Annotated in this window: 22 protein-coding genes; 20 read left to right on the top strand and 2 right to left on the bottom strand. The window is 61.7% G+C overall.

Features of this window, described 5'->3' with window-relative positions; all coding sequences use genetic code 11:
• Positions 1–3: 3 nt before the first annotated feature.
• The 18 genes from QCL51_RS23560 (at position 4) to gspM (ending at position 21,106) form a co-directional block, all read left to right on the top strand.
• Positions 4–1,587 carry an AAA family ATPase gene (locus tag QCL51_RS23560; RefSeq protein WP_021783679.1) on the top strand — a complete coding sequence of 528 codons (1,584 nt, stop codon included), beginning with the start codon at positions 4–6 and terminating at the stop codon, positions 1,585–1,587.
• Between the two features lie 373 nt (positions 1,588–1,960).
• Positions 1,961–6,406, top strand: a complete 4,446-nt coding sequence (gene gltB / locus QCL51_RS23555; protein ID WP_021783680.1) for a glutamate synthase large subunit — start codon at positions 1,961–1,963, stop codon at positions 6,404–6,406.
• 123 nt (positions 6,407–6,529) lie between these two features.
• Positions 6,530–7,948, top strand: a complete 1,419-nt coding sequence (locus tag QCL51_RS23550; RefSeq protein WP_003249156.1) for an FAD-dependent oxidoreductase — start codon at positions 6,530–6,532, stop codon at positions 7,946–7,948.
• A gap of 194 nt (positions 7,949–8,142) precedes the next feature.
• A complete protein-coding gene (gene hemE / locus QCL51_RS23545; protein WP_021783681.1) occupies positions 8,143–9,207 on the top strand; it encodes a uroporphyrinogen decarboxylase in 1,065 nt (354 codons plus the stop codon).
• Between the two features lie 116 nt (positions 9,208–9,323).
• A complete protein-coding gene (locus QCL51_RS23540; protein WP_021783682.1) occupies positions 9,324–9,683 on the top strand; it encodes a NirD/YgiW/YdeI family stress tolerance protein in 360 nt (119 codons plus the stop codon).
• Positions 9,684–9,789: 106 nt separating this feature from the next.
• On the top strand, positions 9,790–11,259 hold the full coding sequence (gene gbpA / locus QCL51_RS23535) for an N-acetylglucosamine-binding protein GbpA (protein ID WP_103443679.1): 1,470 nt from the start codon (positions 9,790–9,792) through the stop codon (positions 11,257–11,259).
• A gap of 56 nt (positions 11,260–11,315) precedes the next feature.
• Positions 11,316–11,828 (top strand): cytochrome b/b6 domain-containing protein, encoded by a 513-nt coding sequence (locus QCL51_RS23530; protein ID WP_021783684.1) that lies wholly within the window; start codon positions 11,316–11,318, stop codon positions 11,826–11,828.
• A gap of 46 nt (positions 11,829–11,874) precedes the next feature.
• A complete protein-coding gene (locus QCL51_RS23525; protein ID WP_274118722.1) occupies positions 11,875–12,327 on the top strand; it encodes a hypothetical protein in 453 nt (150 codons plus the stop codon).
• The gene (gene gspD / locus QCL51_RS23520) at positions 12,324–14,162 is read left to right on the top strand and encodes a type II secretion system secretin GspD (protein ID WP_021783686.1); all 1,839 of its coding nucleotides are present in this window, start codon (positions 12,324–12,326) and stop codon (positions 14,160–14,162) included. The genes QCL51_RS23525 and gspD overlap by 4 nt, the downstream gene beginning before the upstream one ends.
• Entirely contained in the window at positions 14,159–15,622 is a 1,464-nt protein-coding gene (gene gspE / locus QCL51_RS23515) for a type II secretion system ATPase GspE (protein ID WP_021783687.1), read from the top strand. The genes gspD and gspE overlap by 4 nt, the downstream gene beginning before the upstream one ends.
• Positions 15,623–15,624: 2 nt before the next feature.
• Positions 15,625–16,830 (top strand): type II secretion system inner membrane protein GspF, encoded by a 1,206-nt coding sequence (gspF, locus tag QCL51_RS23510; RefSeq protein ID WP_103443681.1) that lies wholly within the window; start codon positions 15,625–15,627, stop codon positions 16,828–16,830.
• Between the two features lies 1 nt (position 16,831).
• Positions 16,832–17,278 (top strand): type II secretion system major pseudopilin GspG, encoded by a 447-nt coding sequence (gene gspG, locus QCL51_RS23505; RefSeq protein ID WP_021783689.1) that lies wholly within the window; start codon positions 16,832–16,834, stop codon positions 17,276–17,278.
• On the top strand, positions 17,275–17,739 hold the full coding sequence (gspH, locus tag QCL51_RS23500) for a type II secretion system minor pseudopilin GspH (protein ID WP_021783690.1): 465 nt from the start codon (positions 17,275–17,277) through the stop codon (positions 17,737–17,739). The genes gspG and gspH overlap by 4 nt, the downstream gene beginning before the upstream one ends.
• Positions 17,717–18,100 carry a type II secretion system minor pseudopilin GspI gene (gene gspI / locus QCL51_RS23495; protein ID WP_021783691.1) on the top strand — a complete coding sequence of 128 codons (384 nt, stop codon included), beginning with the start codon at positions 17,717–17,719 and terminating at the stop codon, positions 18,098–18,100. The genes gspH and gspI overlap by 23 nt, the downstream gene beginning before the upstream one ends.
• A complete protein-coding gene (gene gspJ / locus QCL51_RS23490) occupies positions 18,087–18,680 on the top strand; it encodes a type II secretion system minor pseudopilin GspJ (RefSeq protein ID WP_021783692.1) in 594 nt (197 codons plus the stop codon). Before gspI ends, gspJ begins: the two co-directional genes overlap by 14 nt.
• 47 nt (positions 18,681–18,727) lie before the next feature.
• Positions 18,728–19,534 (top strand): type II secretion system protein GspK, encoded by an 807-nt coding sequence (locus QCL51_RS23485; RefSeq protein ID WP_155249908.1) that lies wholly within the window; start codon positions 18,728–18,730, stop codon positions 19,532–19,534.
• Positions 19,527–20,639, top strand: coding sequence for a type II secretion system protein GspL (gene gspL, locus QCL51_RS23480; protein WP_021783694.1), 1,113 nt, complete (start codon positions 19,527–19,529; stop codon positions 20,637–20,639). The genes QCL51_RS23485 and gspL overlap by 8 nt, the downstream gene beginning before the upstream one ends.
• Positions 20,636–21,106 (top strand): type II secretion system protein GspM, encoded by a 471-nt coding sequence (gspM, locus tag QCL51_RS23475; RefSeq protein ID WP_021783695.1) that lies wholly within the window; start codon positions 20,636–20,638, stop codon positions 21,104–21,106. Before gspL ends, gspM begins: the two co-directional genes overlap by 4 nt.
• 20 nt (positions 21,107–21,126) lie before the next feature.
• On the opposite strand, the gene QCL51_RS23470 is transcribed toward gspM, so the two are convergent.
• Entirely contained in the window at positions 21,127–22,314 is a 1,188-nt protein-coding gene (locus QCL51_RS23470; RefSeq protein WP_223271109.1) for an MFS transporter, read from the bottom strand.
• A gap of 165 nt (positions 22,315–22,479) precedes the next feature.
• Between QCL51_RS23470 and QCL51_RS23465 the strand changes: the two genes are divergently transcribed.
• Both QCL51_RS23465 and QCL51_RS23460 read left to right on the top strand, forming a co-directional pair.
• Complete coding sequence (locus QCL51_RS23465; RefSeq protein WP_010955618.1) at positions 22,480–23,379, top strand: LysR family transcriptional regulator; 900 nt, start codon at positions 22,480–22,482, stop codon at positions 23,377–23,379.
• Positions 23,380–23,455: 76 nt separating this feature from the next.
• Positions 23,456–24,229: a ParA family protein gene (locus QCL51_RS23460; protein ID WP_021783698.1), complete on the top strand. Its 774-nt coding sequence runs from the start codon at positions 23,456–23,458 to the stop codon at positions 24,227–24,229.
• A 352-nt stretch (positions 24,230–24,581) separates the two neighbouring features.
• Here the strand turns inward: QCL51_RS23460 and QCL51_RS23455 are convergent, their stop codons facing one another.
• Positions 24,582–26,042, bottom strand: coding sequence for a YdiU family protein (locus QCL51_RS23455; protein WP_021783699.1), 1,461 nt, complete (start codon positions 26,040–26,042; stop codon positions 24,582–24,584).
• Positions 26,043–26,056 lie beyond the last annotated feature (14 nt).

The following is a 26,056-nucleotide window of genomic DNA, read 5'->3' as shown; positions in this document are numbered from 1 at the left end:
GCAATGACAAGTTTGCATGCCGATGAGGCCTTTCTCGACCATTACCAGTTGAGCCATGATCCATTCGCGCCCCGCGTACCTGGCTTCAAGTTCTTCCCGGCCCAGCGCAAGCCTGTGCTTGGCCAACTGCACCACCTGGCGCGCTATAGCCAGTTGATGCTGGTGGTCAGTGGCCCATTGGGCAGCGGCAAGTCGCTGTTGCGCCAGGCCCTGGTGGCCAGCACCAACAAGCAGGCTGTGCAAAGTGTGGTGGTGTCGGCCCGCAGCGCCAGCGATGCCTCCAGTATGCTCGCGCAGGTCGCGCAGGAGCTGGGTGTGGCCCAGCCCGAGGTACAGGCGATCCTGTCGAAGGTGGTGCAGCTGGCACTGACCGGGCAGGAAGTGTATTTGCTGGTGGACGATGCGGAACAACTCGACGAGTCGGCACTCCAAGCGTTGCTGGAATTGGCGGCGGGGGTACCTGAGGGGCGTCCGCACGTGTTTCTGTTCGGTGAGCCATCGCTGATTGCCGGGCTGGACGAGCTCAATGTCGAGGAAGAGCGTTTCCACATCATCGAGCTTGCGCCCTACAGTGAAGAAGAAACCCGCGAGTACCTGGAGCAGCGCCTGGAAGGGGCTGGCCGGGGCATCGAGGTGTTCAGCCGTGAACAGATCGCCGATATCCATGAAAACTCCGACGGCTGGCCTGGCAACATCAACCAGGTCGCCCGTGACACTTTGATCGAAGCGATGATCGCCAGCCGCTCGACGGCCAAGCGACCAACCATGGGGTTCAAGATGCCTAAAAAACATGTGCTCGCGCTGTCCGCTGTGGTCGTGGTTGCCGTTGCGGCCGCGGTATTGATGCCCAAGAAAGGCGACAAGGCCCCCGCCGAAGCGCCGGCCGCCCAAGCCCAGTTGCCGCTGGGTGACGGTAAGCAGGGCGCTGCCATCGAGTTTTCCGGCTCCTCCCAGCCAATGCCGCTGCCACTGGTTGGCCAGTCGCAGCCGGTGATGCGCGAACCGCTGGCCCAAGCCGCAGGCATGGGCGACGGTGAAGAGGGAAGCCCGGCTGGCGACACCGCGCTGCAGCCTGGCAACCCGCCACCGACCGTAACCACCATCGCCCCGCCACAAGGTGTGCCGGCTGGCCCGGCGCCTGCGCCTGCCCAGCCAGTACAGTCGGTTGCGCCTGCGTCGAAGCCTGTTGCAACCCAGCCCGCCAAGCCGGTTGCGCCTGCCAAGCCAGCGCCGACCCAGGTCGCCGTGGCCAAACCGGCCGCCAAAGCTGCCGAAAAGCCTGCCGCCGCCAGCGCTGGCAACGGTGGCTGGTATGCTGGACAGAAGCCGGGCAATTATGTGGTGCAGATCCTCGGAACCAGCTCCGAAGCGTCGGCCCAGGCTTACGTCAAGGCCCAGGGTGGCGACTATCGCTACTTCAAGAAAAACCTGCAGGGCAAACCCCTGTACGTCGTGACTTACGGCAGTTTCGCCAACCGCGACGCAGCGGTTGCAGCAATCAAGAACTTGCCAGCGAAGGTCCAGGCTGGTAAACCTTGGCCACGTACCGTCGCCAGCGTCCAACAAGAGCTGGCTGCGGCCCGCTGATACCTTCCGGGCGGCATCACCCCGCCGCCCAGTAGCTAAGCGAATTCTAGCTTTCGACTAGCCTGCTGCGCCCGAGCGCGGCAGGCTTTTCTGTCCCGGACTGCCGGCCACAAGCCCCTAGTTGCAGTCATGGCTGAAACGCTTCAGACTCGAGTCAAGCCGCTATCACGGCGCATGGCGCAAAAACATTCAAAATTGCGACATAAATTTTCAATGCCGAGACATGAAAATTTGTGGGCATCGCTGTCGCTGTGCAACAATGGTTTTCCATGACCACCGCAAAAAAGCTGGCGTTTGATCGGCGTGGATGGTAAGTGGTTGTTAAAAAAGAGATTTACCTCCGTTGAGAGGTGAACCTGGTGAGAATGTGTCTATGAAAACAGGTCTGTACCATCCCGAAGAATTCAAGGACAACTGTGGTTTTGGCCTGATCGCCCATATGACGGGCGTGCCGAGCCACCACCTTCTGCAAACTGCCATGCAGGCGTTGACGTGCATGACCCACCGCGGCGGCATCAATGCCGACGGCAAGACCGGTGACGGTTGCGGTCTGCTCATGCAGAAGCCTGATCAATTCCTGCGAGCCGTGGCCCAGGAGCACTTCGCTGTCGAGCTGCCCAAGCAGTACGCCGTCGGCATGGTGTTCTTCAACCAGGACCCGGTCAAAGCCGAAGCTGCCCGCGCCAACATGGACCGCGAGATCCTCGCCGCCGGCCTGAAACTGGTCGGCTGGCGCAAGGTGCCGATCGACACCAGCGTCCTCGGCCGCCTGGCCCTGGAGCGCCTGCCGCAGATCGAGCAGGTGTTCATTGGCGGTGAAGGCCTGAGCGACCAGGAGTTCGCCATCAAGCTGTTCAGCGCCCGTCGTCGTTCGTCGGTGGCCAACGCCCACGACGCCGACCACTACATCTGCAGCTTCTCGCACAAGACCATCATCTACAAAGGCCTGATGATGCCGCGCGATCTCGCGGCGTTTTACCCAGACCTGGGTGACGAGCGCCTGCAAACCGCGATCTGTGTGTTCCACCAGCGCTTCTCCACCAACACCCTGCCGAAATGGCCGCTGGCGCAGCCGTTCCGCTTCCTCGCCCACAACGGCGAGATCAACACCATCACCGGCAACCGCAACTGGGCCGTGGCTCGTCGCACCAAGTTCGCCAACGACCAGATCCCCGACCTCGAAGAGCTCGGCCCGCTGGTCAACCGCGTCGGTTCCGACTCGTCGAGCATGGACAACATGCTGGAACTGATGGTCACCGGTGGCATCGACCTGTTCCGCGGCGTGCGCATGCTGGTACCGCCGGCATGGCAGAACGTCGAGACCATGGACGCCGACCTGCGCGCCTTCTACGAATACAACTCCATGCACATGGAGCCGTGGGATGGCCCGGCCGGTATCGTCATGACCGAAGGCCGCCACGCGGTGTGCCTGCTCGACCGTAACGGTCTGCGCCCGGCGCGCTGGGTGACCACCACCAATGGCTACATCACCATCGCCTCGGAAATCGGCGTATGGGGCTATCAGCCTGAGGAAGTGCTGGCCAAGGGCCGTGTCGGCCCGGGCCAGATCCTTGCCGTGGACACCGAAACCGGCCAGATTCTCGACACCGACGCCATCGACAACCGCCTGAAGTCGCGGCACCCATACAAGCGCTGGTTGCGTCAGCACGCTACGCGTATCCAGGCGACACTGACCGACGACCAGGGCGTGGCCAGCTACGACGCTGACCAGCTCAAGCAATACATGAAGATGTTCCAGGTTACCTTCGAAGAGCGTGACCAGGTGCTGCGCCCGTTGGGTGAGCAGGGCCAGGAAGCCGTTGGTTCGATGGGTGACGACACGCCGATGGCCGTGCTGTCGCAGCGCGTGCGTTCGCCATACGACTTCTTCCGCCAGCAGTTCGCTCAGGTGACCAACCCGCCGATCGACCCGCTGCGCGAAGCGATCGTGATGTCGCTGGAAATCTGCCTGGGTGCCGAGCGCAACATCTTCCAGGAGTCCCCGGAGCACGCTTCGCGGGTAATCCTAAGCTCGCCGGTCATCTCGCCTGCCAAGTGGCGTTCGCTGATGAACCTGGAGCGCGAAGGCTTCGACCGCCAGCTGATCGACCTCAACTATGAGCAAAGCGTCGGCCTGGAAGCAGCCATCCGCAACATTGCTGACCAGGCCGAAGAAGCTGTGCGTGGGGGCAAGACCCAGCTGGTGCTGAGCGACCGTTATATCGCCCCGGGCAAGCTGCCGGTGCACGCTTCGCTGGCCGTGGGTGCCGTGCACCACCGCCTGACCGAAAAGGGCCTGCGTTGCGACAGCAACATCCTGGTGGAAACCGCTACCGCCCGTGATCCGCATCACTTCGCCGTGCTGCTGGGCTTCGGTGCCTCGGCCGTTTACCCGTACCTGGCGTATGAAGTACTGGCTGACCTGATTCGTACCGGCGAAGTGCTGGGCGACCTGGATGAAGTGTTCAAGTACTACCGCAAGGGTATCTCCAAGGGCCTGCTGAAGATCCTGTCGAAGATGGGGATCTCCACCATCGCTTCGTACCGCGGTGCACAGCTGTTCGAGGCCATCGGCCTGGCCGAGGAAGTGGTAGGCCTGAGCTTCAAGGGCGTGTCCAGCCGCATCAAGGGTGCGCGCTTCGAAGACCTGGAAAACGACCAGAAGCTGCTGGCGGCCGAAGCCTGGAGCGCGCGCAAGCCGATCCAGCAAGGCGGCCTGCTGAAGTTCGTCCACGGTGGCGAATACCACGCCTACAACCCGGACGTGGTCAACACCCTGCAAGCCGCCGTGCAGCAGGGCGACTACGCCAAGTTCAAGGAATACACCACGCTGGTGGACCAGCGCCCGGTGTCGATGATCCGTGACTTGCTCAAAGTGAAGGTGGCCGACCAGCCGCTGGCGCTTGAGCAGATCGAGCCGCTGGAGGCGATTCTCAAGCGCTTCGACTCGGCGGGTATCTCGCTGGGTGCACTGTCGCCGGAAGCTCACGAAGCGCTGGCTGAGGCCATGAACCGCCTGGGCGCGCGCTCCAACTCTGGTGAAGGCGGCGAAGACCCGTCGCGCTATGGCACCATCAAGAGCTCGAAGATCAAGCAGGTGGCCACCGGCCGTTTTGGTGTGACTCCGGAGTACCTGGTCAACGCCGAAGTGTTGCAGATCAAGGTTGCCCAGGGCGCCAAGCCCGGTGAGGGCGGCCAGTTGCCGGGCGGAAAGGTCAACGGCCTGATCGCCAAGCTGCGTTATGCGGTGCCGGGCGTGACCCTGATCTCGCCACCTCCACACCACGACATCTACTCGATCGAAGATCTGGCGCAGCTGATCTACGACCTCAAACAGGTCAACCCGCAGGCGCTGGTATCGGTCAAGCTGGTAGCCGAAGCGGGCGTGGGCACCATCGCCGCTGGTGTGGCCAAGGCCTATGCCGACCTGATCACCATCTCCGGTTACGACGGTGGTACCGGTGCTTCGCCGCTGACCTCGATCAAATACGCCGGCGCCCCTTGGGAGCTGGGCCTGGCGGAAACTCACCAGACCCTGCGCGGCAACGACCTGCGCGGCAAGGTGCGGGTGCAGACCGACGGCGGCCTGAAAACCGGCCTGGACGTGATCAAGGCGGCCATCCTCGGTGCCGAAAGCTTCGGCTTTGGTACCGCGCCAATGATTGCCCTGGGCTGCAAGTACCTGCGCATCTGCCACCTGAACAACTGCGCCACCGGCGTGGCCACCCAGAACGACAAGCTGCGCAAGGACCACTACATCGGCACCGTCGACATGGTGATCAACTTCTTCACCTTCGTCGCCGAAGAAACCCGCGAGTGGTTGGCCAAGCTGGGCGTGCGCAGCCTTGGTGAACTTATCGGCCGTACCGACCTGCTCGATGTGCTGCCAGGTGACACCGAGCGCCAGCAGTACCTGGACCTGTCGCCGCTGCTGGGCAGCTCGCACATTCCGGCGGACAAACCGCAGTTCTGCGAAGTCGACAAGAACCCGCCGTTCGACCTGGGCGAGCTGGCCGAGAAGATGGTTGATATGGCCATGCCGGCCATCCGCGACCAGGCGGGTGGCGAGTTCAGCCTCGACATCTGCAACTGCGACCGCTCCATCGGTGCGCGTGTGTCGGGCGAAATCGCCCGCCTGCACGGCAACCAAGGCATGGCTGCGGCGCCGATCACCTTCCGCTTCAAGGGGACTGCGGGCCAGAGCTTTGGCGTGTGGAACGCTGGTGGCCTGAACCTGCACCTGGAAGGCGACGCCAACGATTACGTCGGCAAAGGCATGACCGGTGGCAAGGTCACCATCGTGCCGCCAGCCGGCAGCCCGTTCGAAACCCAGCACAGCGCCATCGTTGGCAACACCTGCCTGTACGGTGCCACTGGCGGCAAGCTGTTTGCCGCAGGTACTGCGGGCGAGCGCTTCGCTGTACGTAACTCCGGCGCCCATGCTGTTGTCGAGGGCACTGGCGATCACTGCTGTGAATACATGACCGGCGGCTTTGTCTGCGTTCTGGGCAAGACCGGTTACAACTTCGGTTCTGGCATGACTGGCGGCTTTGCCTACGTGCTCGACATGGACAATAGCTTCGTCGACAAGCTCAACCACGAGCTGGTGGAAATCCAGCGTATCAGTGGCGAAGCGATGGAGGCCTACCGTAGCCACCTGGCGCGTGTCCTTGCCGAGTATGTGGATGAGACCGGCAGTGAGTGGGGGCGTGAGCTCTCGGAGAACCTGGACGACTACGTGCGGCGCTTCTGGCTGGTCAAGCCGAAGGCAGCGAACCTGAAGCAGCTGTTGTCCAGCACCCGTGCCAACCCGCAGTAAAAACAGCTGCAAGTGGCAAGCCTCAAGCTGCAAGTAATGGCAGTACGAGGTTTGCCCGGCTTAAGTGATCGTCTTGCGGCTTGCAGCTTGTAGCTTGCAGCTGCTGTAAAGAGGTTTTGAAAAATGGCTGAACGTCTGAACAATGACTTCCAGTTCATCGAAGTGGGCCGAAAGGACCCGAAAAAAAAGCTGCTGCGCCAGCGCAAGAAGGAGTTCGTGGAAATCTACGAACCGTTCAAGCCGCAGCAGTCCGTAGAGCAGGCGCACCGCTGCCTGGGCTGCGGTAACCCGTATTGCGAGTGGAAGTGCCCGGTACACAACTTCATCCCCAACTGGTTGAAGCTGGTCTCCGAAGGCAACATCCTGGCCGCGGCGGAACTGTCGCACCAGACCAACACCCTGCCCGAAGTATGCGGCCGTGTTTGCCCGCAAGACCGCCTGTGCGAGGGTGCCTGCACCTTGAACGACGGCTTTGGCGCGGTGACCATCGGCTCGGTGGAGAAGTACATCACCGACACCGCCTTCGCCATGGGCTGGCGCCCGGACATGTCCAAGGTCAAGCCAACCGGTAAACGCGTCGCCATCATCGGCGCCGGCCCGGCGGGCCTGGGCTGCGCCGACGTCCTGGTGCGCGCTGGGGTAACCCCGGTGGTGTTCGACAAGAACCCGGAAATCGGCGGCCTGCTGACCTTTGGCATCCCCGAGTTCAAGCTGGAAAAGACCGTGCTCAGCAACCGCCGCGAAGTCTTCACCGGCATGGGTATCGAGTTCCGCCTGAACACCGAGGTGGGCAAGGACGTGACCATGGAACAGCTGCTCGCCGAGTACGATGCAGTGTTCATGGGCATGGGTACCTACACCTACATGAAGGGCGGCTTCCCGGGCGAGGACCTGCCGGGCGTGCATGACGCACTGGACTTCCTGATCGCCAACGTCAACCGCAACCTGGGCTTCGAGAAGTCGCCGGAAGACTTCGTCGACATGCAGGGTAAGAAAGTGGTGGTGCTGGGCGGTGGTGACACCGCGATGGACTGCAACCGTACCTCGATCCGTCAGGGTGCCAAGGCGGTGACCTGTGCTTATCGTCGTGACGAAGCCAACATGCCGGGTTCGCGCAAAGAGGTGAAGAACGCCAAGGAAGAGGGCGTGAAGTTCCTCTACAACCGCCAGCCCATTGCCATTGTGGGTGAGGACAAGGTCGAAGGCGTCAAAGTGGTCGAGACCCGCCTGGGCGAGCCTGATGCCCGTGGCCGCCGCAGCCCTGAGCCCATCCCGGGCTCCGAAGAGATCCTGCCGGCAGATGCCGTGGTGATCGCCTTCGGCTTCCGCCCGAGCCCGGCGCCGTGGTTTGAGCAGCATGGCATTCAGCTGGACAGCCAGGGCCGTGTGGTTGCCCCGGAGAAGGGCAAGTTCAAGCACCAGACCAGCAACCCGAAAGTGTTTGCCGGTGGCGACATGGTGCGCGGTTCGGACCTGGTGGTGACTGCGATCTTCGAAGGGCGTACGGCTGCCGAGGGTATCCTGGACTACCTCGAAGTCTGAGGTTCGACCTGTTCGCGGGCATGCCCGCTCCCGCAGGGTTAAGCGCAGAACCCGTGGGGGCAGGCATGCCCGCGAAGCTTTTGTATACAAAAACGCTTGATCTGTGGCATCCAATAGACAAAACACATGGCCATGGCCGTGCCTTTTGCGCTGGTGTCTGAGAAAATGCCCGCACTATTTTTCCGGATGCCGACATGACTGCCCTGAAGAACGATCGTTTCCTGCGTGCACTGCTCAAGCAACCCGTAGACGTCACCCCGGTGTGGATGATGCGCCAGGCCGGCCGCTACCTGCCGGAGTACCGCGCCAGCCGCGCCAAGGCCGGTGACTTCATGAGCCTGTGCATGAACCCGCAGTTCGCCTGCGAGGTCACCCTGCAGCCGCTGGACCGCTACCCGCTGGACGCGGCGATCCTGTTCTCGGACATCCTCACCATTCCCGATGCCATGGGCCTGGGCCTGTACTTCGAAACCGGCGAAGGCCCGCGTTTCAAGAAGGTCATCAGCACTCCGGCCGACATCGAAGCGCTGCCAGTCCCGGACCCACAGAAAGACCTTGGCTACGTGATGGACGCGGTCAGCACCATTCGCCGTGAGCTCAATGGTCGTGTGCCGCTGATCGGCTTCTCCGGCAGCCCGTGGACCCTGGCCACCTACATGGTCGAAGGCGGCTCGTCGAAAGACTTCCGCAAGACCAAGGCCATGGCCTACGACAACCCGCAAGCCCTGCACATGCTGCTGGACAAGCTGGCCCAGTCGGTCACCAGCTACCTTAACGGCCAGATCCTGGCCGGCGCCCAGGCCGTGCAGATCTTCGACACCTGGGGCGGCAACCTGTCGGCGGCGGCCTACCAGGAGTTCTCACTGGCCTACATGCGCAAGATCGTCAGCGGCCTGATCCGCGAGCACGAAGGGCGTAAGGTGCCGGTGATCCTGTTCACCAAGAACGGCGGCTTGTGGCTGGAAAGCATTGCCGAAGCCGGCGCCGACGCGCTGGGCCTGGACTGGACCTGCGAGATCGGCGACGCCCGTCGCCGTGTGGGTGACAAGGTGGCGCTGCAAGGCAACATGGACCCGACCGTGCTGTACGCCAAGCCTGAAGCCATTCGCAAGGAAGTGGCGCGCATCCTGGCCAGTTATGGCCACGGCACTGGCCATGTGTTCAACCTTGGTCATGGTATTACCCCGGAAGTCGATCCGGAGCATGCCGGTGTGTTCATCAATGCTGTGCACGAGCTGTCGGCGCAGTACCACCAGTGACTTGATGCACTGCTCAGTAAACCCGGCTTCGATGCCGGGTTTTTTGTGCATTAAGTTTTAATTCAGCGATCGTCGTTAATCTGGTCCCATCGAAACCGAAACAGGACCCGATCCTCATGAAAACCCATTATCTCGCACTGATCCTCGTCCCGCTGTTCAGTACCGCTGCCCTTGCTGGCAGCTATACGGGCCCTGGTGCCCAGCCAGTTTCCACCGTGGCTGCTGCCAATGATGCCGCCGATGATACTCCGGTGGTGCTGCAGGGGTTCGTGACCAAAAAGATCAATAACGACGACAAGTACGAGTTCAAGGATGACACGGGCACCATAACCGTCGAAATTGACGATGAAGATCTCCCGCAGACACCGTTCAACGAAAAAACCAAGGTCAAACTGACTGGTGAGGTGGAGAAGCACCTGATGAGCAGGGAGGTCGATGTAGATGTTGTCGAACTCCTCACCCCGGTTGGGCGATAGCAGCGCGTGTAACGAGCTAATTCCTACATATTGATCCCTGGCGCGTAAATAGACTGGGCCACTCAGTCGGGCTTGCTGGTGCAAGTCCATTACGCCGGGGGGCATCATGAGTACAACAAAGAATGTGCGAAGGCTGTTGGCTACCAGTGTGTGGGTAGCAATGGCCGGTGCGGGTATACAGGGACAATTGGCCTATGCCCATGGTTATACCAGCGAGCCGCCTTCGCGCGCCTACGCCTGTCGCTTGGGGCAAAATACCGAGTGCGGGGCAGCGACGTACGAGCCCCAGTCAGTCGGAGAAACCGTTAAAGGATTCCCTGCACGTGGCCCTGTCGACGGCAAACTCGCCAGTGGTGGAGAGCGAGGTGACTTTGCTCCGCTTGACGAACAGTCTGCCAATCGTTGGCACCTGACCACTATCAAGCAGCGCGACATTACCTTCGAGTGGCATTACACCGAAGGGCACAAGACAACCGGTTGGGAATACTTCATCACCAAGGCCGGTTGGAATCCCAATTCACCCTTGGCGCGCGATGCGTTCGAGTTGACGCCTTTCTGCAAGGTAGATGGCCACGGCAAGCCGGCGCGCGGCGAAGGTCAACCCACCGTCGGGCCATCGCCGGTCAAGCATCAGTGCACCTTGCCGGCAGACAGGTCGGGGCACCATGTCATCATGGGTGTCTGGACTGTCGATGATACGGCCGCCGCGTTTTACAACGTGATGGATGTGGATATCCAAACTGATGGCGGCCCTGTTCCGCAATGGCCACAAGTAGGCGCCATCAATCCACATCGGGACTTGCAGATTGGCGACAAGGTGAAGGCCCGTGCGTTCGTGGCGGGTTCAGAGAGCGCGCCTTACAGCGTGAGTATTACCATCGAGAACGCTGAAGAAGGCCTTGCACCCAACTGGTCGTACAAGCTCGCCACGCGTATCAATGAAAGCCAGTCGCTGGTACAGGCAGGTCAACCCGATCAAGAAGGCAATATCACGCCGGTACAGGGCGCCAACAATATCTATGCAAAGCCTGAGACAGGTATCAGCAGCTATCAGTTGGACTTCGAAGGCGTGCCTTCGGATGACAGCTATCTGCACCTGCATGATCTCAAGTCGGAATATACCCTGACTGATGGAAAGGCGGCGCTGGACTTCACGGTGATGACCAACCGTAACTTGCAGGTGAGTGCGCGGCTGTACGATTCAGCCAACCAGCAGGTCGGCTTCGTCCGTCAGCAAGTGGATGCCACCACCAGCCCGATTTCTCTGCCGGTAGCCAGTGTCGAAGGCGAGCACCTGCTCAAGGTTGTCGGTGTCAATAAAACCGGGCGCATATTGCTTCAGGAGGAGCGCAAGGTTCAGTTGAAGACGGCCGGGGGTGAAGGCTACGACTTCGAATTCCCGCAATCGCTTGCCAGTTACAAGGCAGGAACTCGCGTCCTGCAACCGAAAACTGGCGAGGTGTTCGAGTGCAAGCCATTCCCGTATGAAGGCTGGTGCAAGATCTATTCGGAAAGTGCCAGTCAGTATGAGCCAGGTGTGGGCAGCAACTGGCAAGACGCCTGGATCAAACGCTAAGGAGATCTGGCCTGGCAGCCTGAGTTGGGCTGCCGGGTCAGGCTCGGGACTTTTCGATGTCGCAAGATAAATATGCTTGGCAACAGGTTGTGTTGCACTGGATCTCTGCCCTGATTATCGGTTGGGCGCTGGCGAGTGGTTTCTATGTTTCCCTGGTTGAGGTCCAACCCTCCAGCGCTGACTTCATCGGCTTCGTGAATGTTGGGCTGACTACGCTTTTTATCCCGGTTTTTCTCATGCGTTGGCTGCTTCGCGTGTGCATGGCCAGGCCAGGCGCGGTACACCAGAGTGTCGCCGGGCGCCGGGTAGCTCATTTCGTCCATGAAGGGCTGTACTGGCTCACGGCATTGGTTCTGCTGTCCGGTGTGCTGATGATGGACCGACCGATCGAGGTGTTCGGCTGGTTTGCCATAGCGCCCTTGCTTGTTGACCCTTCATGGCTGGATGCCTGGCGCAAGTTGCACGTTGCAGCAAGTACGTTGCTTGCTGGCGCCATGTTGCTGCATGTCGTAGCGGTGGTAATGCACGAACTTTCGGGTCGACGCATCATTCGGCGGATGTTGCCTTGAGTCGATGAAACGGTTGGGGCATTGGGCCTGGGCGGCGATACCTGTGATGACGATGGTGGCGCTGGGCATCCGCGAAACGGTACGGCCATGGTCATTTGAACCTGAAGTGCCCGAAGGTTTCGCCCACAGCGCACCTTTGGAAAAGCCGCTCTCCACGGCATCACTGGTCCTGGCCTTCGGTCTCAGCTCGCCTGACGGGCAACCTGCTGGCCGAGCTGATCTGGTGCTCAAAGCATGCTTCATTCCCAGCCGTGGCGAAGCGCGTGCGCTTGTGGGCAGCCGGGACGGTGACGCCCTCTATCGGGTCGGCGACCGGTTGCCGGACGGGAGCGTTGTGCGCCGTATCGAGGTGCGCAGCATCACGCTCTGGGACGGCAGCGTCGAACAAAGCGTGGCGATGTCCGGCAGCCGCCCCAGTGTCTTCCTTACCTCTGGCAGCGCGGCTGTGGCTGGCCCTGCTCCAGCAGATCCACCCCGCTTGTTGCGGGAGGTGCAATGACTTTACAACGCTATTTGCAGGTTGCCTTGGTCGGCACTTGCCTGTCTGTGGCCGGCACGTTGGCATTGGCAGATACTGCAACCTGGCAGTTGGCGATGAGCGATGCCGATGTGCGCGATGTCGTACGGGAAGTCGGGGCAATTCTGGATCAGACGATCGTGCTCGACCCTCGCGTGCAGGGGCGTATCACCGTGCTATCGAATGAGCCGCATGATCGCGAGGGCGTTCGCCGGCTGTTTTATTCGGTATTGAATGCGCAGGGTTTTGCAGCGGTGAACGATGGCGACCGCTTGCTGGTGCTTCCAGCCAGCGAAGCCAAGGTCTGGGCGAACCAGCAAGCCGACGCGATCCCTGCTGCCTTCACCACGCGGGTGTTCAGCCTGTCGGGCAGCATTGCCGCCGATCTGGCGGGCTTGCTGCGGCCGCTGGTATCGAGCAATGGCTACATTGGCCCGTCCAGTTCTGCCAATGCCTTGGTGGTTACCGACTCGGCTGCGAACCTGGACCGCTTGCAAGCCTTGGTGGCACAACTGGACAGCGGTCAGCGACATGACTATGAGCTGGTGACATTGCGTACGGCACAGGCTGCTGAAGTATTGCCTGTCGTCGAAGCATCGGCCGGTGGCCCCGATAGCGGTGTACGGGTACTTGCAGATGTGCGCGGTAATCGCCTGCTTGTTCTCGGCCCGGAAAAGTCCCGGCAACGTATGGCGCAGCTGGCCCGTGACCTGGATGTGGCGGCACCGGCCTCTTCGCAAAACTGGCGGGTGGTGCGCCTTCAGCATGGCAATGCCGAGCAGTTGGCCGAGGTACTGAACGATGTAGGCAAGCAACTGGATGGCAAGGCCTATAGCGAGAGCCCGGCCCCGGCGTTGGCGGCTGGGGTAATGGTCAAGGCCGATGCCAGTCAGAATGCGCTGCTGCTGTTGGGGGAGCCACGCATGCTCGACAATGTGGCGCAAATGATCGAGCAGTTGGACCAGCCCCGCGCGCAGGTGCTGATACATGCAGCCATTGTCGAAGTCAGCGGGGATATCAACGAAGCTCTGGGCCTGCAGTGGGGCGTCGATACCGGCAGCCTGAAAGGCGGCGTGACCTTCCCCGACAGCGGGGCTGCTTTCGCTGATCTGTTCGACGCGGACAAACTGTTGCCCAGCGGCGCAGCGCTGGCCATTGGGTCGGACAGGTTTGGCCTGCTGGTGTCGGCTCTGGCCAGCAACAGCCGAAGCAACCTGCTTTCCACGCCCAGCCTGCTTACGCTGGACAACCAGGAAGCGCAGATTCTGGTGGGCCAGAATGTACCGTTCAAGACCGGCTCCTATACCACTTCCGGCAGCGGCGCGGACAACCCGTTTACAACCGTGGAACGCAAGGATATCGGTATCAGCCTCAAGGTTCGCCCGCATATCAATGAGGGCCGGAGCCTACGCCTGGAGGTCGAGCAGGAAAGCTCCGAACTCGCCCCCAGCACCGTCGAAGGCGACCTGATCACCAGCAAGCGAACGCTCAAAAGCACCATCCTTGCCGCCGATGGCGAGATCATCGTGATCGGAGGGTTGATCAAGGACAGCGTGCGTACCGAGCAGCGAGGGGTGCCTCTGTTGAGCCGCATACCGCTGATAGGCGGGCTTTTCCGCTGGAGTCGGGACATTCAGGAGAAGACCAACCTGATGGTCTTCCTGCGGCCTACCCTTTTACGTACCCAGGCTGAACTGATCGATTCGGGGCGCCGCGCTTACCGTGATGTGCACTCAGCCGATCCGCAGCGTATGCCTCGGGAGGCCCGCGAGTTGTTCGAAACCCGGCCTGTCCCTACCCGGGAGCCTGGCTCTTGAACCCTGAACTCTCATTCGGCTTTGCCCGGCGCCACGGCATTCTGCTGGACCGGCAGGCGGCAGAACCGGCCGTTTTGATGCGCGACAGCGCCTCGCTGCAGGTGCTTTCTGAGGTGTTGCGCGTGACAGGCAGTCACTGGCCGCTGCGTCTGGTCGATGAAGGGCATTTTGCCGAGCGCCTTGCCGCTTGCTATGGCGGTACTCAGGACGCTGCCCATACCGTCATCCAGGGGCTGGATGAGCAGATTGACTTACCACGCCTGGCGCAAGCCTTGCCGCAGTCATGCGACCTGCTCGACCAGCAAGGGGACGCGCCGATTATCCGCTTGCTCAATGCCTTGCTCAGCGAAGCAGTCAGGTCGCGCGCCTCGGATATCCACTTGGAAACCTTCGAACAACAGTTGCGGGTACGCATGCGTATCGATGGCGTCATGCGTGAGGTCCTGTCGCCGCCACGGGCGCTGGCGGCGCTGCTGGTGTCGCGTATCAAGGTCATGGCGCGTCTGGATATCGCCGAGAAGCGTGTGCCCCAGGATGGCCGCATCAGCTTGCGCCTGGCAGGCCATGAGGTGGATGTGCGGGTGTCGACGTTGCCCGCTGCTCACGGCGAGCGCGTTGTGCTGCGGTTGCTGGACAAGCAGGCAGTGCGCCTGGATATCCAGCACATGCAAATGGAGGCTTCGGTGAGCAAGGCCTTCCTCGCCATGCTGGACAGGCCAAATGGCATCTTCCTGGTTACAGGACCAACCGGGTCCGGCAAGACCACAACGCTTTATACGGCGCTTTCGGTGCTTAATCGGGAGTCCCGCAACATTCTTACTGTCGAGGATCCGATCGAATATCACCTGCCCGGCATAGGCCAGACCCAGGTCAACACCAAGGTGGACATGACCTTCGCCCGAGGTCTTCGGGCGATACTTCGCCAAGATCCGGACGTTGTGATGGTGGGCGAAATTCGTGACCGTGAAACTGCCGATATTGCCGTGCAGGCATCCCTGACCGGGCATCTGGTGCTCTCGACCTTGCATACCAACAGCGCTTTGGGGGCCATCACGCGGCTGGCGGACATGGGCGTTGATACCTGCCTGCTTGCTACTTCCCTTGCCGGCGTCATGGCTCAGCGGCTGGTGCGGGTGCTGTGCCCGCACTGCAAGGCTGCCTGTGTGGTCGATGATGCCATGGCCAGTGCCCTGGGCTACCCCAAGGAGCTGCCGACGCATGTCTATCAGGCGGTGGGGTGTGAACAGTGTCAGCAGGGCTACAGCGGCCGCCTGGCGTTACACGAAATGGTTGTCGTCGATGAACAGTTGGCCCAGGCGATTCACGCCCGGGCGTCACAAGCGACCATGCGCGAAATAGTCCGTGGCGACTCAGCCAGCCTGTTTCAGCATGGCGTGCAAAGGGTCTGTATGGGACAGACCAGCGCCGCAGAACTTTTGCGCGTGACTGGCCAGGACTGAGCATGGCGGTTTTCAGCTTCATCGCACGGAACAATAGCGGCGTTCGTCAGCGCGGCTGCGTAGAGGCCAGTAGTGCGCAACAGGCCCGGCAGCAGCTGCGTGATCAGGGCCTGTTCGTGCTCAAGGTCAAAGCGGCCAGGCAGTCTTCATTTTCCATCGTGCCCGTGCGCAGGCGATTGACGCTTGCCCGGCGGTGCCTGTTGACGCGTCAACTGTCGACCCTTTTGCAGGCGGGCGTGCCGCTGACCGAGGCGCTACAGGCGGTGGCTGCCCAGAACGGTCAACGGCAGGTCCGGCAGGTGTTGCTCGGGGTCGCTGAGCGGGTAGTGGAAGGCAATACGTTTGCAGATGCACTGGCGCACTACCCATTGGCATTCCCGGTTGTCTACCGCGCAACCATAGCTGCTGCAGAGCGCTCCGGGTACCTGGCTGCCGTGCTTGAACGGTTGGCCGAGCATGGCGAACATCAGCAGGCGTTACGCCAGAGGGTACAGCTGGCGATGGCCTATCCCGCGATCCTGATGGTGGTATCGCTGTTGGTGGTGGGTTTTCTGCTCGGTTATGTAGTACCGGACGTTGTTCAGGCATTCAGTCGTGACCACGCCCAACTTCCGCTGGCGACACGGGTATTGATCGCGCTCAGTGACGCGGCCGGGCGCTATGGGGTGATCGCAGTGCTGGCGCTGGCTGCGTTGATCGCATCGATTGCCCTGGCACTTCACCACCCCGCACGCAAACGGCAATGGCATGCCCTGGCGTTGCAGTTGCCCGGCTATGCCGAATTCGTTCGCACACGTGAAGCCGCCCGCTTCGTCAGTACCCTGGCAATTCTTGGCCGTAGTGGTGTCGTGCTGGTGGAAGCAATGAGCATTGGCGCCGGGGTAGTCGGCAATCTGGTGCTACGGGAACGCTTGCTGACTGCCGTGCGCGAAGTAGCCGAAGGTGCAACGCTGGCCAGCAGTCTGGCGCGCAGTAAAACCCTGCCTGCGCTCATGCTGCACATGATTGCCAGTGGTGAGCGAGCAGGGGAGCTGGACAGCATGCTCGAGCGCGCTGCCGACCTTCAGGAAAAGCACCTGGCAGGTCGTATCTCGTTACTGGTCAGCCTGTGCGAGCCCCTGATGCTGCTGGTGATGGGGGGCATCGTGCTGTTCATCGTCCTGGCCATTCTGCTGCCTATTCTCAACCTCAACCAACTGGTCAACTGACATGCTCAATGGCTCTGCACGTCACTCGCAACGTGGCTTCACCCTTATCGAAATCATGGTCGTAGTCATCATCCTTGGTGTACTCGGAGCATTGGTGCTGCCCAATGTCATGAGCCGCCCGGACCATGCCAAGGTCACGGCGGCGCGCACCGATATTCAGTCCATTTCCACTGCACTGGAGATCTACCGGCTGGATAACGGGCGTTATCCGACCACGGCTCAAGGCCTCGAAGCGCTGGTTCGGCGCCCAAGCGTGGCGCCTCTGCCGCGTCAGTGGAACGCCCAGGGCTACCTCAAGCGCGCTGCGTCAGACCCTTGGGGGGCGCCTTACCGGTACGCAAGCCCCGGAGTGCGCTCGGGCCAGGGCTATGACCTGTACTCGTTAGGTGCCGATGGCCAAGCGGGTGGTGAAGGCTTGGATACAGACATCGGTAACTGGGACGAATGATCCGGCGCCGCTCCCAGGGTTTTACCCTCCTTGAATTGCTGTTGGTACTGGTACTGGCAGGTATCGTCATGGGCATGAGCGGTTTGATGGTCGGGCACGATCCGCAACGGACCGCACGCCAGGAGGCCGGGCTGTTCCTGCAGGTGGTTCAACAGGCCAGGCAGCGAGCAGTGCTCGAGGGGCAGACCCTGGGTATTCGCATCGACACTGACGGCTACCAGTTGATGTTGCGTACGGGGCAAACCTGGATGCCGACGGGGCAGCGCCGTAGTTTGAGCCTGAGCCTGCGGCTGGAGATCGACGGGTTGCCGGCAGGGCTTTCGAGGCACGGCGAAACAGCACAACTCACGTTTGCCAGCAACGATGAGTACACCCCGTTCCTGTTGTATTTCCTTGAGGCAGGTGTGCGGCTTGCCCATGTATCGAGCGATGGCCTGAATGACCCCCACCTTCACCTCTGAACGCGGATTCACGTTGCTGGAAGTGCTGGTGGCGTTGGCGATCTTTGCCGTATTGGCCGCGGCCGTGACTGCCGCCAGCCAGCACGTGTTGGTGCAAACGCAGGGTGCCCATGACCGGTTGTTCGCAAGTTGGATCGCTGATAACCGTTTGACCGAGCTTGGCCTTAACCCACTGCCCGTTGCAGGGCAGCGCGCCGAGACAGTCGTTTTTGGCCAGCGCACCTGGTTCGTGCGGGAGTCGATGCATCACCTGGTCGATGTGGGATTGATCGAAGTATCCATCACTGTAGGGCTGGCTGCAGATCGCACAGTGCTCCACCAGGCCACGGGCTGGCTGGAGGGTGGCAATGCTCTGCCATGAAAGCAAAACAGCGGGCCGCCAGCGGGGCTTCACCCTGCTGGAGCTGTTGCTGGCCATTGCCGTATTTGCCCTGCTGGCTCAAGGGACGAGCCAGTTGGTGGCAGCAGTGTTACAGACGGATACGGTACGTCAGCCCCAGGCCGCTGAACTGCGAGCCCTTGGCCGGGCGATGAGCGTAATGCAGCGAGATGCCTTGCAGGGTTATTGGCATGCGGGCAAGGCAAAGGGCAGCGGTCATGGCGTGACGCTGGAAAAGCATCGGGTGAGCTGGGTACTGGGAGCGGAGCGTGACAGCCAGCCGTTACCACGCAGCGATCTGAGAGTCGTGGAGTATTGGTTGGCGGAAGGTGTGCTGTGGCGCCAACGCCGCGGGCTGGAAAATGGCCAGGGCCAGCCTCAGCGCCTGTTGGAGGGGGTTGTCGAGTTGCGTTGGCGCATGCATGCAGCCGGTGTGGGCTGGCAACCCGAGTGGCCATCGGCCCACACCCGGCAACCACCGCAGGCACTTGAGGTGATGTTGTCGACCAAACGATTGCAGGCGATACGCCGCGTGCTGCCGCTGGCCGGGGGCACTCTGTGAAAAGCGCGCAGCAGCGTGGCCTGGCGCTGGTTACCGTGCTACTGGCCATGGCGCTGTTGTCGTTCCTGGTGGCCGGGATGTTGCGCAGCCATCAGGGAATGCTGGGCAGTGTGGGCCAGCAGATTGACGCATCGCAGTTGCTGAAACTGGCGCTGGCCGGGGAGCGTCATGCGCTGGGGCATTTGAAGCAGCAGGTTGCCACTGTGCTTCAGGTGACCCATCTCGGCCAGCCCTGGGCGCGCAGCCGTCAGCTGAGTCTTGGTGAAGGCCAGCTCCGCTATCGCCTGGAAGACCTTTCAGGCCGGTTCAACCTCGCTGCCCTGACGGTGAACGGGACACCCAATCCAGTCTTGCTCAAGCGCTGGAAACGCCTTTGCCGGTCATTGAAGATCGAACCTCCAGCGCTCGATCCGCTGCTGGGGCAGCCCATGCTCGACCCTTCCCAGCTGCGTGCGCTACCAGGCATGGATGCTCAAGCCGTGGCGCGGTTGCAGCCTTGGGTGACAGCCCTGCCGCGCACAGCAGGGCTGAACATCAATACGGCTTCGGCACGGTTGCTGGCGGCCCTTGAAGGTGTGGAGCTGTCTGTTGCGCGGCAGTTGGTAGGCGAGCGCCCCGAGCATGGCATTCCCACCGTGCAACGTTTTCTGGCACTCCCCTCGTTGGACGGCCTGGGCGTCGACAGTCATGGTTTATCCGTGACGAGCCGATGGTACCGCCTGGAGGTTCAGGCAGAACTGGCAGGCAGGCGGATGTACCTCTACAGCGACCTGGAAATCGATTTGGACACGCACCAAGTGCGCGTCATGCGACGTTCATATTCTGCACAACCGGAGCAAAGGCCAGATGAGTAGGCATTACCTGTTTTTACTGGCCCAAGGCATGCCTGCCGCGGGGCTGCAGTGGCCGGCGCTGCTGTACACGGCGCAAGGCGAACAATGCCGAACCACCCTCGGGGCGCTACCTACTTGGTTGGCGGGTGCTGCCGTGGTACTGGTGTTGCCGATGGAGATGGCCGGATGCTGCAAGCTGGACCCGGTGCCGGGCAGGCGGCCGACGCGCGAGTCGCTGGCTTACGCTGCCGAGGAGCAGCTTGCTGAGGCACTGGAAACCTTGCATTTGGCATTCGGTCCCCCAGACGCAGGTGGTTACCGGCAAGTTGTGACAGTCGCGCTGGAGGAGTATCGACACCTCATGTCGATGTTGCAGGCACAGGGCATCGACCCGGTTGCGGTGCATGTAGACGCCGACCTGTTGGGCACTGAGGAGGCTTGCGCGCTATGGTTCGAGGGTCGCTGGCTGTTGGGTGGGGCGGACGGTACGCGCCTGGCTGTCAGTGAACGGCAGGCTCATGTGTTGTCGCGCCGCTTGGCTCCCCGGCTCTGGCTGGCCGAGCCGGGTTCGCCTGGCGAGGCTTTGAGCGACAAGCATGTCGCCAGTGCTGTTGGCAGGCTGGTGGACGGGGGCGGCACTGCGGTGGACCTGCGCCAGGGCACGATGCGTCGACAGCGTAGCAGCCCGCCCTGGCAAGCCTTGGGCGGTGGCATGCTGGCAGCGCTGCTGCTGGTATGTCTGGCTGGTTACCTGCGTGCCGACTGGCTGCAGCAGCAAGCTTTACTGCAGCATGCCGAAAACGTGCAGATGTTCGCGCGCTGGGCTCCCGGGCAGGTGCCCGGCGCTGACCTGGCCGCTCAGGTCCAGGCTCTGGAGCAACGGCCTGGACCACCGACGGCTGTCGAGCGGTTGGCGATGCTTGCAGACCCGTTGGCGGGTGTTGGCAACGTTACGATCGAGCACGCCGAGGCCAAGACCTCAGAGGGTTGGACCATCGACGTCGTCGCCCAAGGTTTCGATGATCTGGAACGCCTTCGCCAGCGTGCCCCAGGGGTGAGGATGGGGCACGCACGGCAGGTCGGCGAAGGTGTACGGGCAACCATCTCCTGGCTGGAGGCTGAATGAAACGCTTGAACAAAAAGGCGCTGGCGCAGCAGTGGCAGCAGATACCGGCTGCCAGGCGAACGATTTTGACGCTGGCACTTTGGGCTGTGGGCCTGTTGATTGTCTGGCAGCTGGCCTGGTTACCGAGCCAGATCCGTTTGCGTAATGCTGAGGCTCACCTTGTGCAAGAACAAGCGTTGGCTGCGCTGTTGAAGCGTGTTACCCAACGCCAACCTCAGTCGGCTGGCACTTCCGAGCCGCTCACGCCTGCCAGTTTGAGCGAGCGTGCACGGCTTGCCGGCCTGCATGTTGCGGGCCTGGAGGCCAGGGAGGGGCAGCTGGAGGTCAGCCTGCAAGGCCCGCCAGCTGCTGTGCTGAGTTGGTTGCATGCCCTGGAACGGGACGGTGGACAGGTTCAGCGCCTGCAGTTGCAGGCTGTGGATGAACAGTTGCAGGTGCAGTTGGCTATGGCGCTGGCTGAAGGCTGAAGTCCGTATTGCTTGTGCGTTCAGGTTGCTTTGGCCGGCAGGCGGCTCAGGTGCAACGCCACCAGCAATGCCACCGCCAGCAAGCTGCCAATGAACAGCCCTATCCCGTTCCAGCCCCACTGGTGCCAGAACACCCCGCCCGCCGTACCGGCCACGCTGGAGCCGGCGTAGTAGCAGAACAGGTACAGTGACGACGCCTGCCCCTTTGCCTTCAGTGCCCGGCGGCCGATCCAGCTGCTGGCCACCGAGTGCGCACCAAAGAAGCCGAAGGTGAACACCAGCATGCCCACGATCACCATCACCAGGGGACTGGCCAGTGTCATCAGCAAGCCAACCGCCATTACCACGATGCTGGCCCAGAATACCTTGCGCCGGCCCAGCTTGTCCGCCAGGGCGCCGACCTGTGCCGAACTGTAGATGCCCGACAGGTAAACCACCGACAGCAAGCCGACCAGCGCCTGGTTCATGTGATAGGGCTCGGCCAGCAGGCGGTAGCCGATGTAGTTGAACAGGGTGACGAAGGCGCCCATCAGCAGGAAGGCTTCAAGGAACAGCCAGGGCAGGCCGGCGTCCTTGAAGTGCACGACAAAACCGTCCAGCAGGCTGCGTGGGTTCATCGTCTGTGCGCGGAAATTGCGTGACTCCGGCAGCACCTTCCAGAACACCAGTGCGGCCACCAGGGCCAGGCCGCCAATGGTCAGCATCGCCGTGTGCCAGCTGACGAAGTCGATCAGTACGCCAGTGATGAGCCGCCCGCTCATGCCGCCAATCGCGTTGCCGCCGATGTACAGGCCCATGGCCAGGCCAATGTGTTGCGGGTGGATCTCTTCGCTCAGGTAGGTCATCGCCACTGCCGCCAGGCCGCTCAGCGACAGGCCGACCAAGGCGCGGGTGGCCAGTACCAGCTCCCAGCTGGGCATCACTGCGCTGGCCAAGGTGGACAGGGCGGCGCAGACCAGCGCGAACACCATCACGGGCTTGCGTCCGATGCGGTCAGAAATGGGGCCGGTGATCAGCAGGCCGAACGCCAGCATGGCGGTGGACACCGACAGCACCAGGCTGCTCTGCGCCGCGTTGATGGCAAACTCCCTGGATAGCAGAGGCATCATCGGCTGTACGCAGTACAGCAAGGCGAAGGTGGCGAAACCGCCGCTGAACAAGGCCAGCACGGTTTTCATGAAGGCGGGTGTGCCTTTTTCGATCCACATTTCGGTCAGGATGGCAGGCTTTGGCTCAAGGAGGAGGGGGGCTACTGCAGTTTTCACGGACGGGTACCTCTGGCGCAATGAAAAAAGCATATAGCTGGCTAACGATTAGATCCAATATATTGTTCGACCTATTTGAGATGTTTGGCGACTTGTTTGGAGCGGATCATGGAACTGCGTCATCTGCGTTACTTCATTGCTGTGGCCGAAGAGCTGCACTTTGGCCGCGCCGCCCAGCAGCTGGGTATTTCCCAGCCGCCCTTGAGTCAGCAGATCCAGGCCCTTGAGCAGGAGTTGGGGGCCCGGTTGTTCGACCGGACCAATCGTCGTGTCGAACTGAGCGAGGCCGGTCGATTGTTCCTCGAGGAAGCGCGCCAGGTATTGGCGCAGGTGGAGAAGGCTGCGGATGTAGCCCGGCGTGCGCAGTTGGGCGAGCTGGGTGAGATGAAAATCGGCTTCACCTCCTCGGCCCCGTTCACCTCGAAAATCCCCAAGGCTATTCATGCCTTCCGTCAGCGCTTTCCGGCGGTGCACCTGAACCTCAAGGAAATGAGCAGCCGTGACGTGGCCGAAGGGGTATTCGACGAGTCCATCGAGGTGGGGTTGATGCGGCCGATGCCGCTGCCGGAGGGGTTGGTGGCCACCGAGTTGTTCCGAGAACCGTTGGTGGCAGTGATCAATGCCTCGCATCCACTGGCTGAGGGCACCGAACAAGGCGTCTACATGGCGGCGTTGGCCCCTGAGCCCTTCGTGTTCTTCCCGCGTAGTTATGGCAGCGGCTTGCATGCACAATTGCTGAGCCTGGCGCGGCATGCAGGTTTCAGCCCCCATTTTGCACAAGAGGCAGGTGAAGCGATGACCATCATCGGCCTGGTCTCGGCGGGGCTAGGGGTGTCGGTGCTGCCGGCGTCGTTCCAGCGCATGCGCATAGAAGGGGTGGTGTACCGTACCTTGCTCGATGAAGAGGCGATGACGGCGGTGTGGCTGGTGCAGCGCGAGCGCGGTCATTCGGTGATGGCCAAGGCATTCGCCGAGTTGTTGACGGGGCAGGTGGTCGGTCAGGCGTGATGCCGGCCAAATGGCGCTGGTCATTGCCCCACAGCCGCCACATACTCGGGCATTCGTTGATACACGGAGGTCAATCATGCGGCGCGTGGTGTTCAATCAGAAAGGTGGCGTGGGCAAGTCGAGCATTGCCTGCAACTTGGCGGCGGTAAGTGCCAATGAAGGTTACCGGACCTTGTTGATCGACCTGGATGCCCAGGCGAACTCGACCCAATACCTCACCGGCCTGACCGGCGAGGACATCCCCATGGGTATTGCCGACTTCTTCAAGCAAAGCCTCTCCAGTGGGCCGTTCAGCAAGAAGAACAAGGTCGATATCTATGAAACCCCGTTCGACAACCTGCATGTGGTCACCGCCACTGCCGAGCTGGCCGACCTGCAACCAAAGCTGGAGGCAAAACACAAGATCAACAAGCTGCGCAAGTTGCTCGACGAGTTGGACGAGGATTACGAGCGTATCTACATCGATACCCCGCCGGCGCTGAACTTCTATGCGGTTTCTGCGCTGATCGCTGCCGATCGCGTGCTGATCCCCTTCGACTGCGACAGCTTCTCGCGACAGGCCTTGTATGGCCTGTTGGCCGAGATTGAAGACCTCAAGGAAGACCACAACGAAGACCTGATGGTTGAAGGCATCGTGGTCAACCAGTTCCAGTCACGTGCCAGCCTGCCACAGCAGATGCTCGACGAGCTGCTGGCCGAAGGGTTGCCGGTGCTGCCGGTGTACTTGGGCAGTTCGGTGAAAATGCGCGAATCGCACCACGCCAGCCTGCCGCTGATTCACCTGGAACCGCGGCACAAGCTGACTCTGCAGTTTGTCGAGTTGCATTCGCTGCTTGAAGAGAACGGTTGAATAGGCCGGAGCGGTTGGCGGGGGATTTTCATCGCTTATGAGATCGAGCGCCGCCCGCGCGGCGCATCGCGAGCTGTGCTCGCTCCTACGTTTGTTTCGGGCCAGTCATGCCTGTGACAGACGCGCGCGACCGCCTTGTTCGCGCAACACGATATCGCGTCGTGCGCCATAACGTTCGCGCGCAAATCCCTCAGGACTGATTGGCCCGAAACAAACGTAGGAGCGAGCACAGCTCGCGATGCGCCGCGCGGGCGGCGCTCGATCTCACAGGCGCCCCCCCCCTCAAGGCCTACGCTTGGCCACCCCAACCCAATCACGCGTACTCCCTAATTCCTTGTAGAAGAGGCGTTACTCAGGAAGAGCAACTGATTTCCAGGTGCTTGCCCCACTCCGGCGGTCGCTCGGCGTAGGCTTGCATCCCGGGCTGTTCCTCGAAAGGCCTGGTCAGTGCTTGGTGCAGCCGTCGAACTTCACTGTAGTCCCCCGCCTCGGCCGCTTCGATGGCGTTCTGCGCCAGGTAGTTGCGCAGCACGTACAGCGGATTCACCGCATGCATCCGCTCACGGCGGCCTTCGGCATTACCGGGTTCACGCCCACAACGGGCCAGGTAGTCTGCGCCCCAGGCATCGAAACCGGCCAGGTCGATAAAGTCATCGCGCACTACCTTCAGTGCCTCGGCCACCGGCTGCTCACCCAATTTGCGGAAGAACAGGCTGTAGTCCACGCCACCGCGTTGCATACACTGCAGCAGGCGCTCGACCAGCGCCATGTCGTCATCTTCGGCCGTGGTCAGCCCCAGGCGCCGGCGCATCAGGTCCAGGTAATGGGCCTGGTACAGCGGCAGGAACAGGCCCAACGCTTCCTTCAGTGGCTCAACTTCGATCACGGTGGTCAGTGCCTGGGCCAGCGCGCTGAGGTTCCAGTGGGCGATGGGCACCTGGTTGGCGTAGCTGTAGCGGCCACGGTCGTCGGAGTGGTTGCAGATGAAGTTGGCATCGAAGTCGTCCAGAAACGCGTACGGGCCGAAGTCGAAGGTGATGCCCAGGATCGACATGTTGTCGGTGTTCATCACGCCGTGGCAGAAGCCATACGCTTGCCAGCGGGCGATCAGTTCGGCATTGCGCTCGACGATGGTGCGGAACATGGCCAGGTAGGGCTGCTCGGCGTCACGGCATTCGGGATAGTGCTGTTCCAGCACGTGGTCGATCAACACGCGCTGCTGCTCGGGCTGCTTGGTGTAGTAGAAGTACTCGAAATGGCCGAAACGCACATGGCTCTGCGCCAGACGCGTCAGCATGGCCGCACTTTCACGGGTTTCACGCCACACCGGGGTGCTGGAACCGATTACGCAAAGTGCCCGGCTGGTAGCGATGCCCAAGGCGTGCAGGGCTTCGGAGGCGAGAAACTCGCGAATCGACGAGCGCAGCACGGCGCGGCCGTCACCCATGCGGGAGTAGGGTGTCTGGCCGGCGCCCTTGAGGTGCAGGTCCCAGTGTTCGCCAGCGTCGTTGAGCACTTCGGCCAGCAGCAGGCCACGGCCGTCGCCCAGTCGTGGGTTGTACGAGCCGAACTGGTGGCCGGAATAAACCATCGCCCGAGGGTCGGCCTCTTCCCACAGTTTGTGGCCGCTGAACAGCTCGGCGAACACCGGCAGTTCGGCCTGGGCGGGGTCGAGGTCAAGCAAAGCCATGGCCGACTCGCTCGCTACCACCAGGCGCGGGTCTGCAATGGGCTCGGGCAGCACCTGGGTGGAGAACGCATCGCCCAGGCGGGCGAAGCGGTTGTCGAAGGTGAGTTGGTCGAGGGCTTTCACGGGACTGCTCCTTG

The sequence above is a fragment of the Pseudomonas sp. LTR0 genome (assembly GCF_036630035.1).
Taxonomy (GTDB): Bacteria; Pseudomonadota; Gammaproteobacteria; order Pseudomonadales; family Pseudomonadaceae; genus Aquipseudomonas; species Aquipseudomonas putida_Y.
This window is presented reverse-complemented; position numbering and strand designations above follow the sequence as displayed.

Bases quoted from the DNA above. Each gene is read 5' to 3' on its own strand.
- QCL51_RS23560 (WP_021783679.1), top strand. From the start codon at position 4: ATGACAAGTTTGCATGCCGATGAGGCCTTTCTCGACCATTACCAGTTG.
- gltB (WP_021783680.1), top strand. From the start codon at position 1,961: ATGAAAACAGGTCTGTACCATCCCGAAGAATTCAAGGACAACTGTGGT.
- QCL51_RS23550 (WP_003249156.1), top strand. From the start codon at position 6,530: ATGGCTGAACGTCTGAACAATGACTTCCAGTTCATCGAAGTGGGCCGA.
- hemE (WP_021783681.1), top strand. From the start codon at position 8,143: ATGACTGCCCTGAAGAACGATCGTTTCCTGCGTGCACTGCTCAAGCAA.
- QCL51_RS23540 (WP_021783682.1), top strand. From the start codon at position 9,324: ATGAAAACCCATTATCTCGCACTGATCCTCGTCCCGCTGTTCAGTACC.
- gbpA (WP_103443679.1), top strand. From the start codon at position 9,790: ATGAGTACAACAAAGAATGTGCGAAGGCTGTTGGCTACCAGTGTGTGG.
- QCL51_RS23530 (WP_021783684.1), top strand. From the start codon at position 11,316: ATGTCGCAAGATAAATATGCTTGGCAACAGGTTGTGTTGCACTGGATC.
- QCL51_RS23525 (WP_274118722.1), top strand. From the start codon at position 11,875: ATGACGATGGTGGCGCTGGGCATCCGCGAAACGGTACGGCCATGGTCA.
- gspD (WP_021783686.1), top strand. From the start codon at position 12,324: ATGACTTTACAACGCTATTTGCAGGTTGCCTTGGTCGGCACTTGCCTG.
- gspF (WP_103443681.1), top strand. From the start codon at position 15,625: ATGGCGGTTTTCAGCTTCATCGCACGGAACAATAGCGGCGTTCGTCAG.
- gspG (WP_021783689.1), top strand. From the start codon at position 16,832: ATGCTCAATGGCTCTGCACGTCACTCGCAACGTGGCTTCACCCTTATC.
- gspH (WP_021783690.1), top strand. From the start codon at position 17,275: ATGATCCGGCGCCGCTCCCAGGGTTTTACCCTCCTTGAATTGCTGTTG.
- gspI (WP_021783691.1), top strand. From the start codon at position 17,717: ATGACCCCCACCTTCACCTCTGAACGCGGATTCACGTTGCTGGAAGTG.
- gspJ (WP_021783692.1), top strand. From the start codon at position 18,087: ATGCTCTGCCATGAAAGCAAAACAGCGGGCCGCCAGCGGGGCTTCACC.
- QCL51_RS23485 (WP_155249908.1), top strand. From the start codon at position 18,728: ATGGCGCTGTTGTCGTTCCTGGTGGCCGGGATGTTGCGCAGCCATCAG.
- gspL (WP_021783694.1), top strand. From the start codon at position 19,527: ATGAGTAGGCATTACCTGTTTTTACTGGCCCAAGGCATGCCTGCCGCG.
- gspM (WP_021783695.1), top strand. From the start codon at position 20,636: ATGAAACGCTTGAACAAAAAGGCGCTGGCGCAGCAGTGGCAGCAGATA.
- QCL51_RS23470 (WP_223271109.1), bottom strand. From the start codon at position 22,314: ATGTGGATCGAAAAAGGCACACCCGCCTTCATGAAAACCGTGCTGGCC.
- QCL51_RS23465 (WP_010955618.1), top strand. From the start codon at position 22,480: ATGGAACTGCGTCATCTGCGTTACTTCATTGCTGTGGCCGAAGAGCTG.
- QCL51_RS23460 (WP_021783698.1), top strand. From the start codon at position 23,456: ATGCGGCGCGTGGTGTTCAATCAGAAAGGTGGCGTGGGCAAGTCGAGC.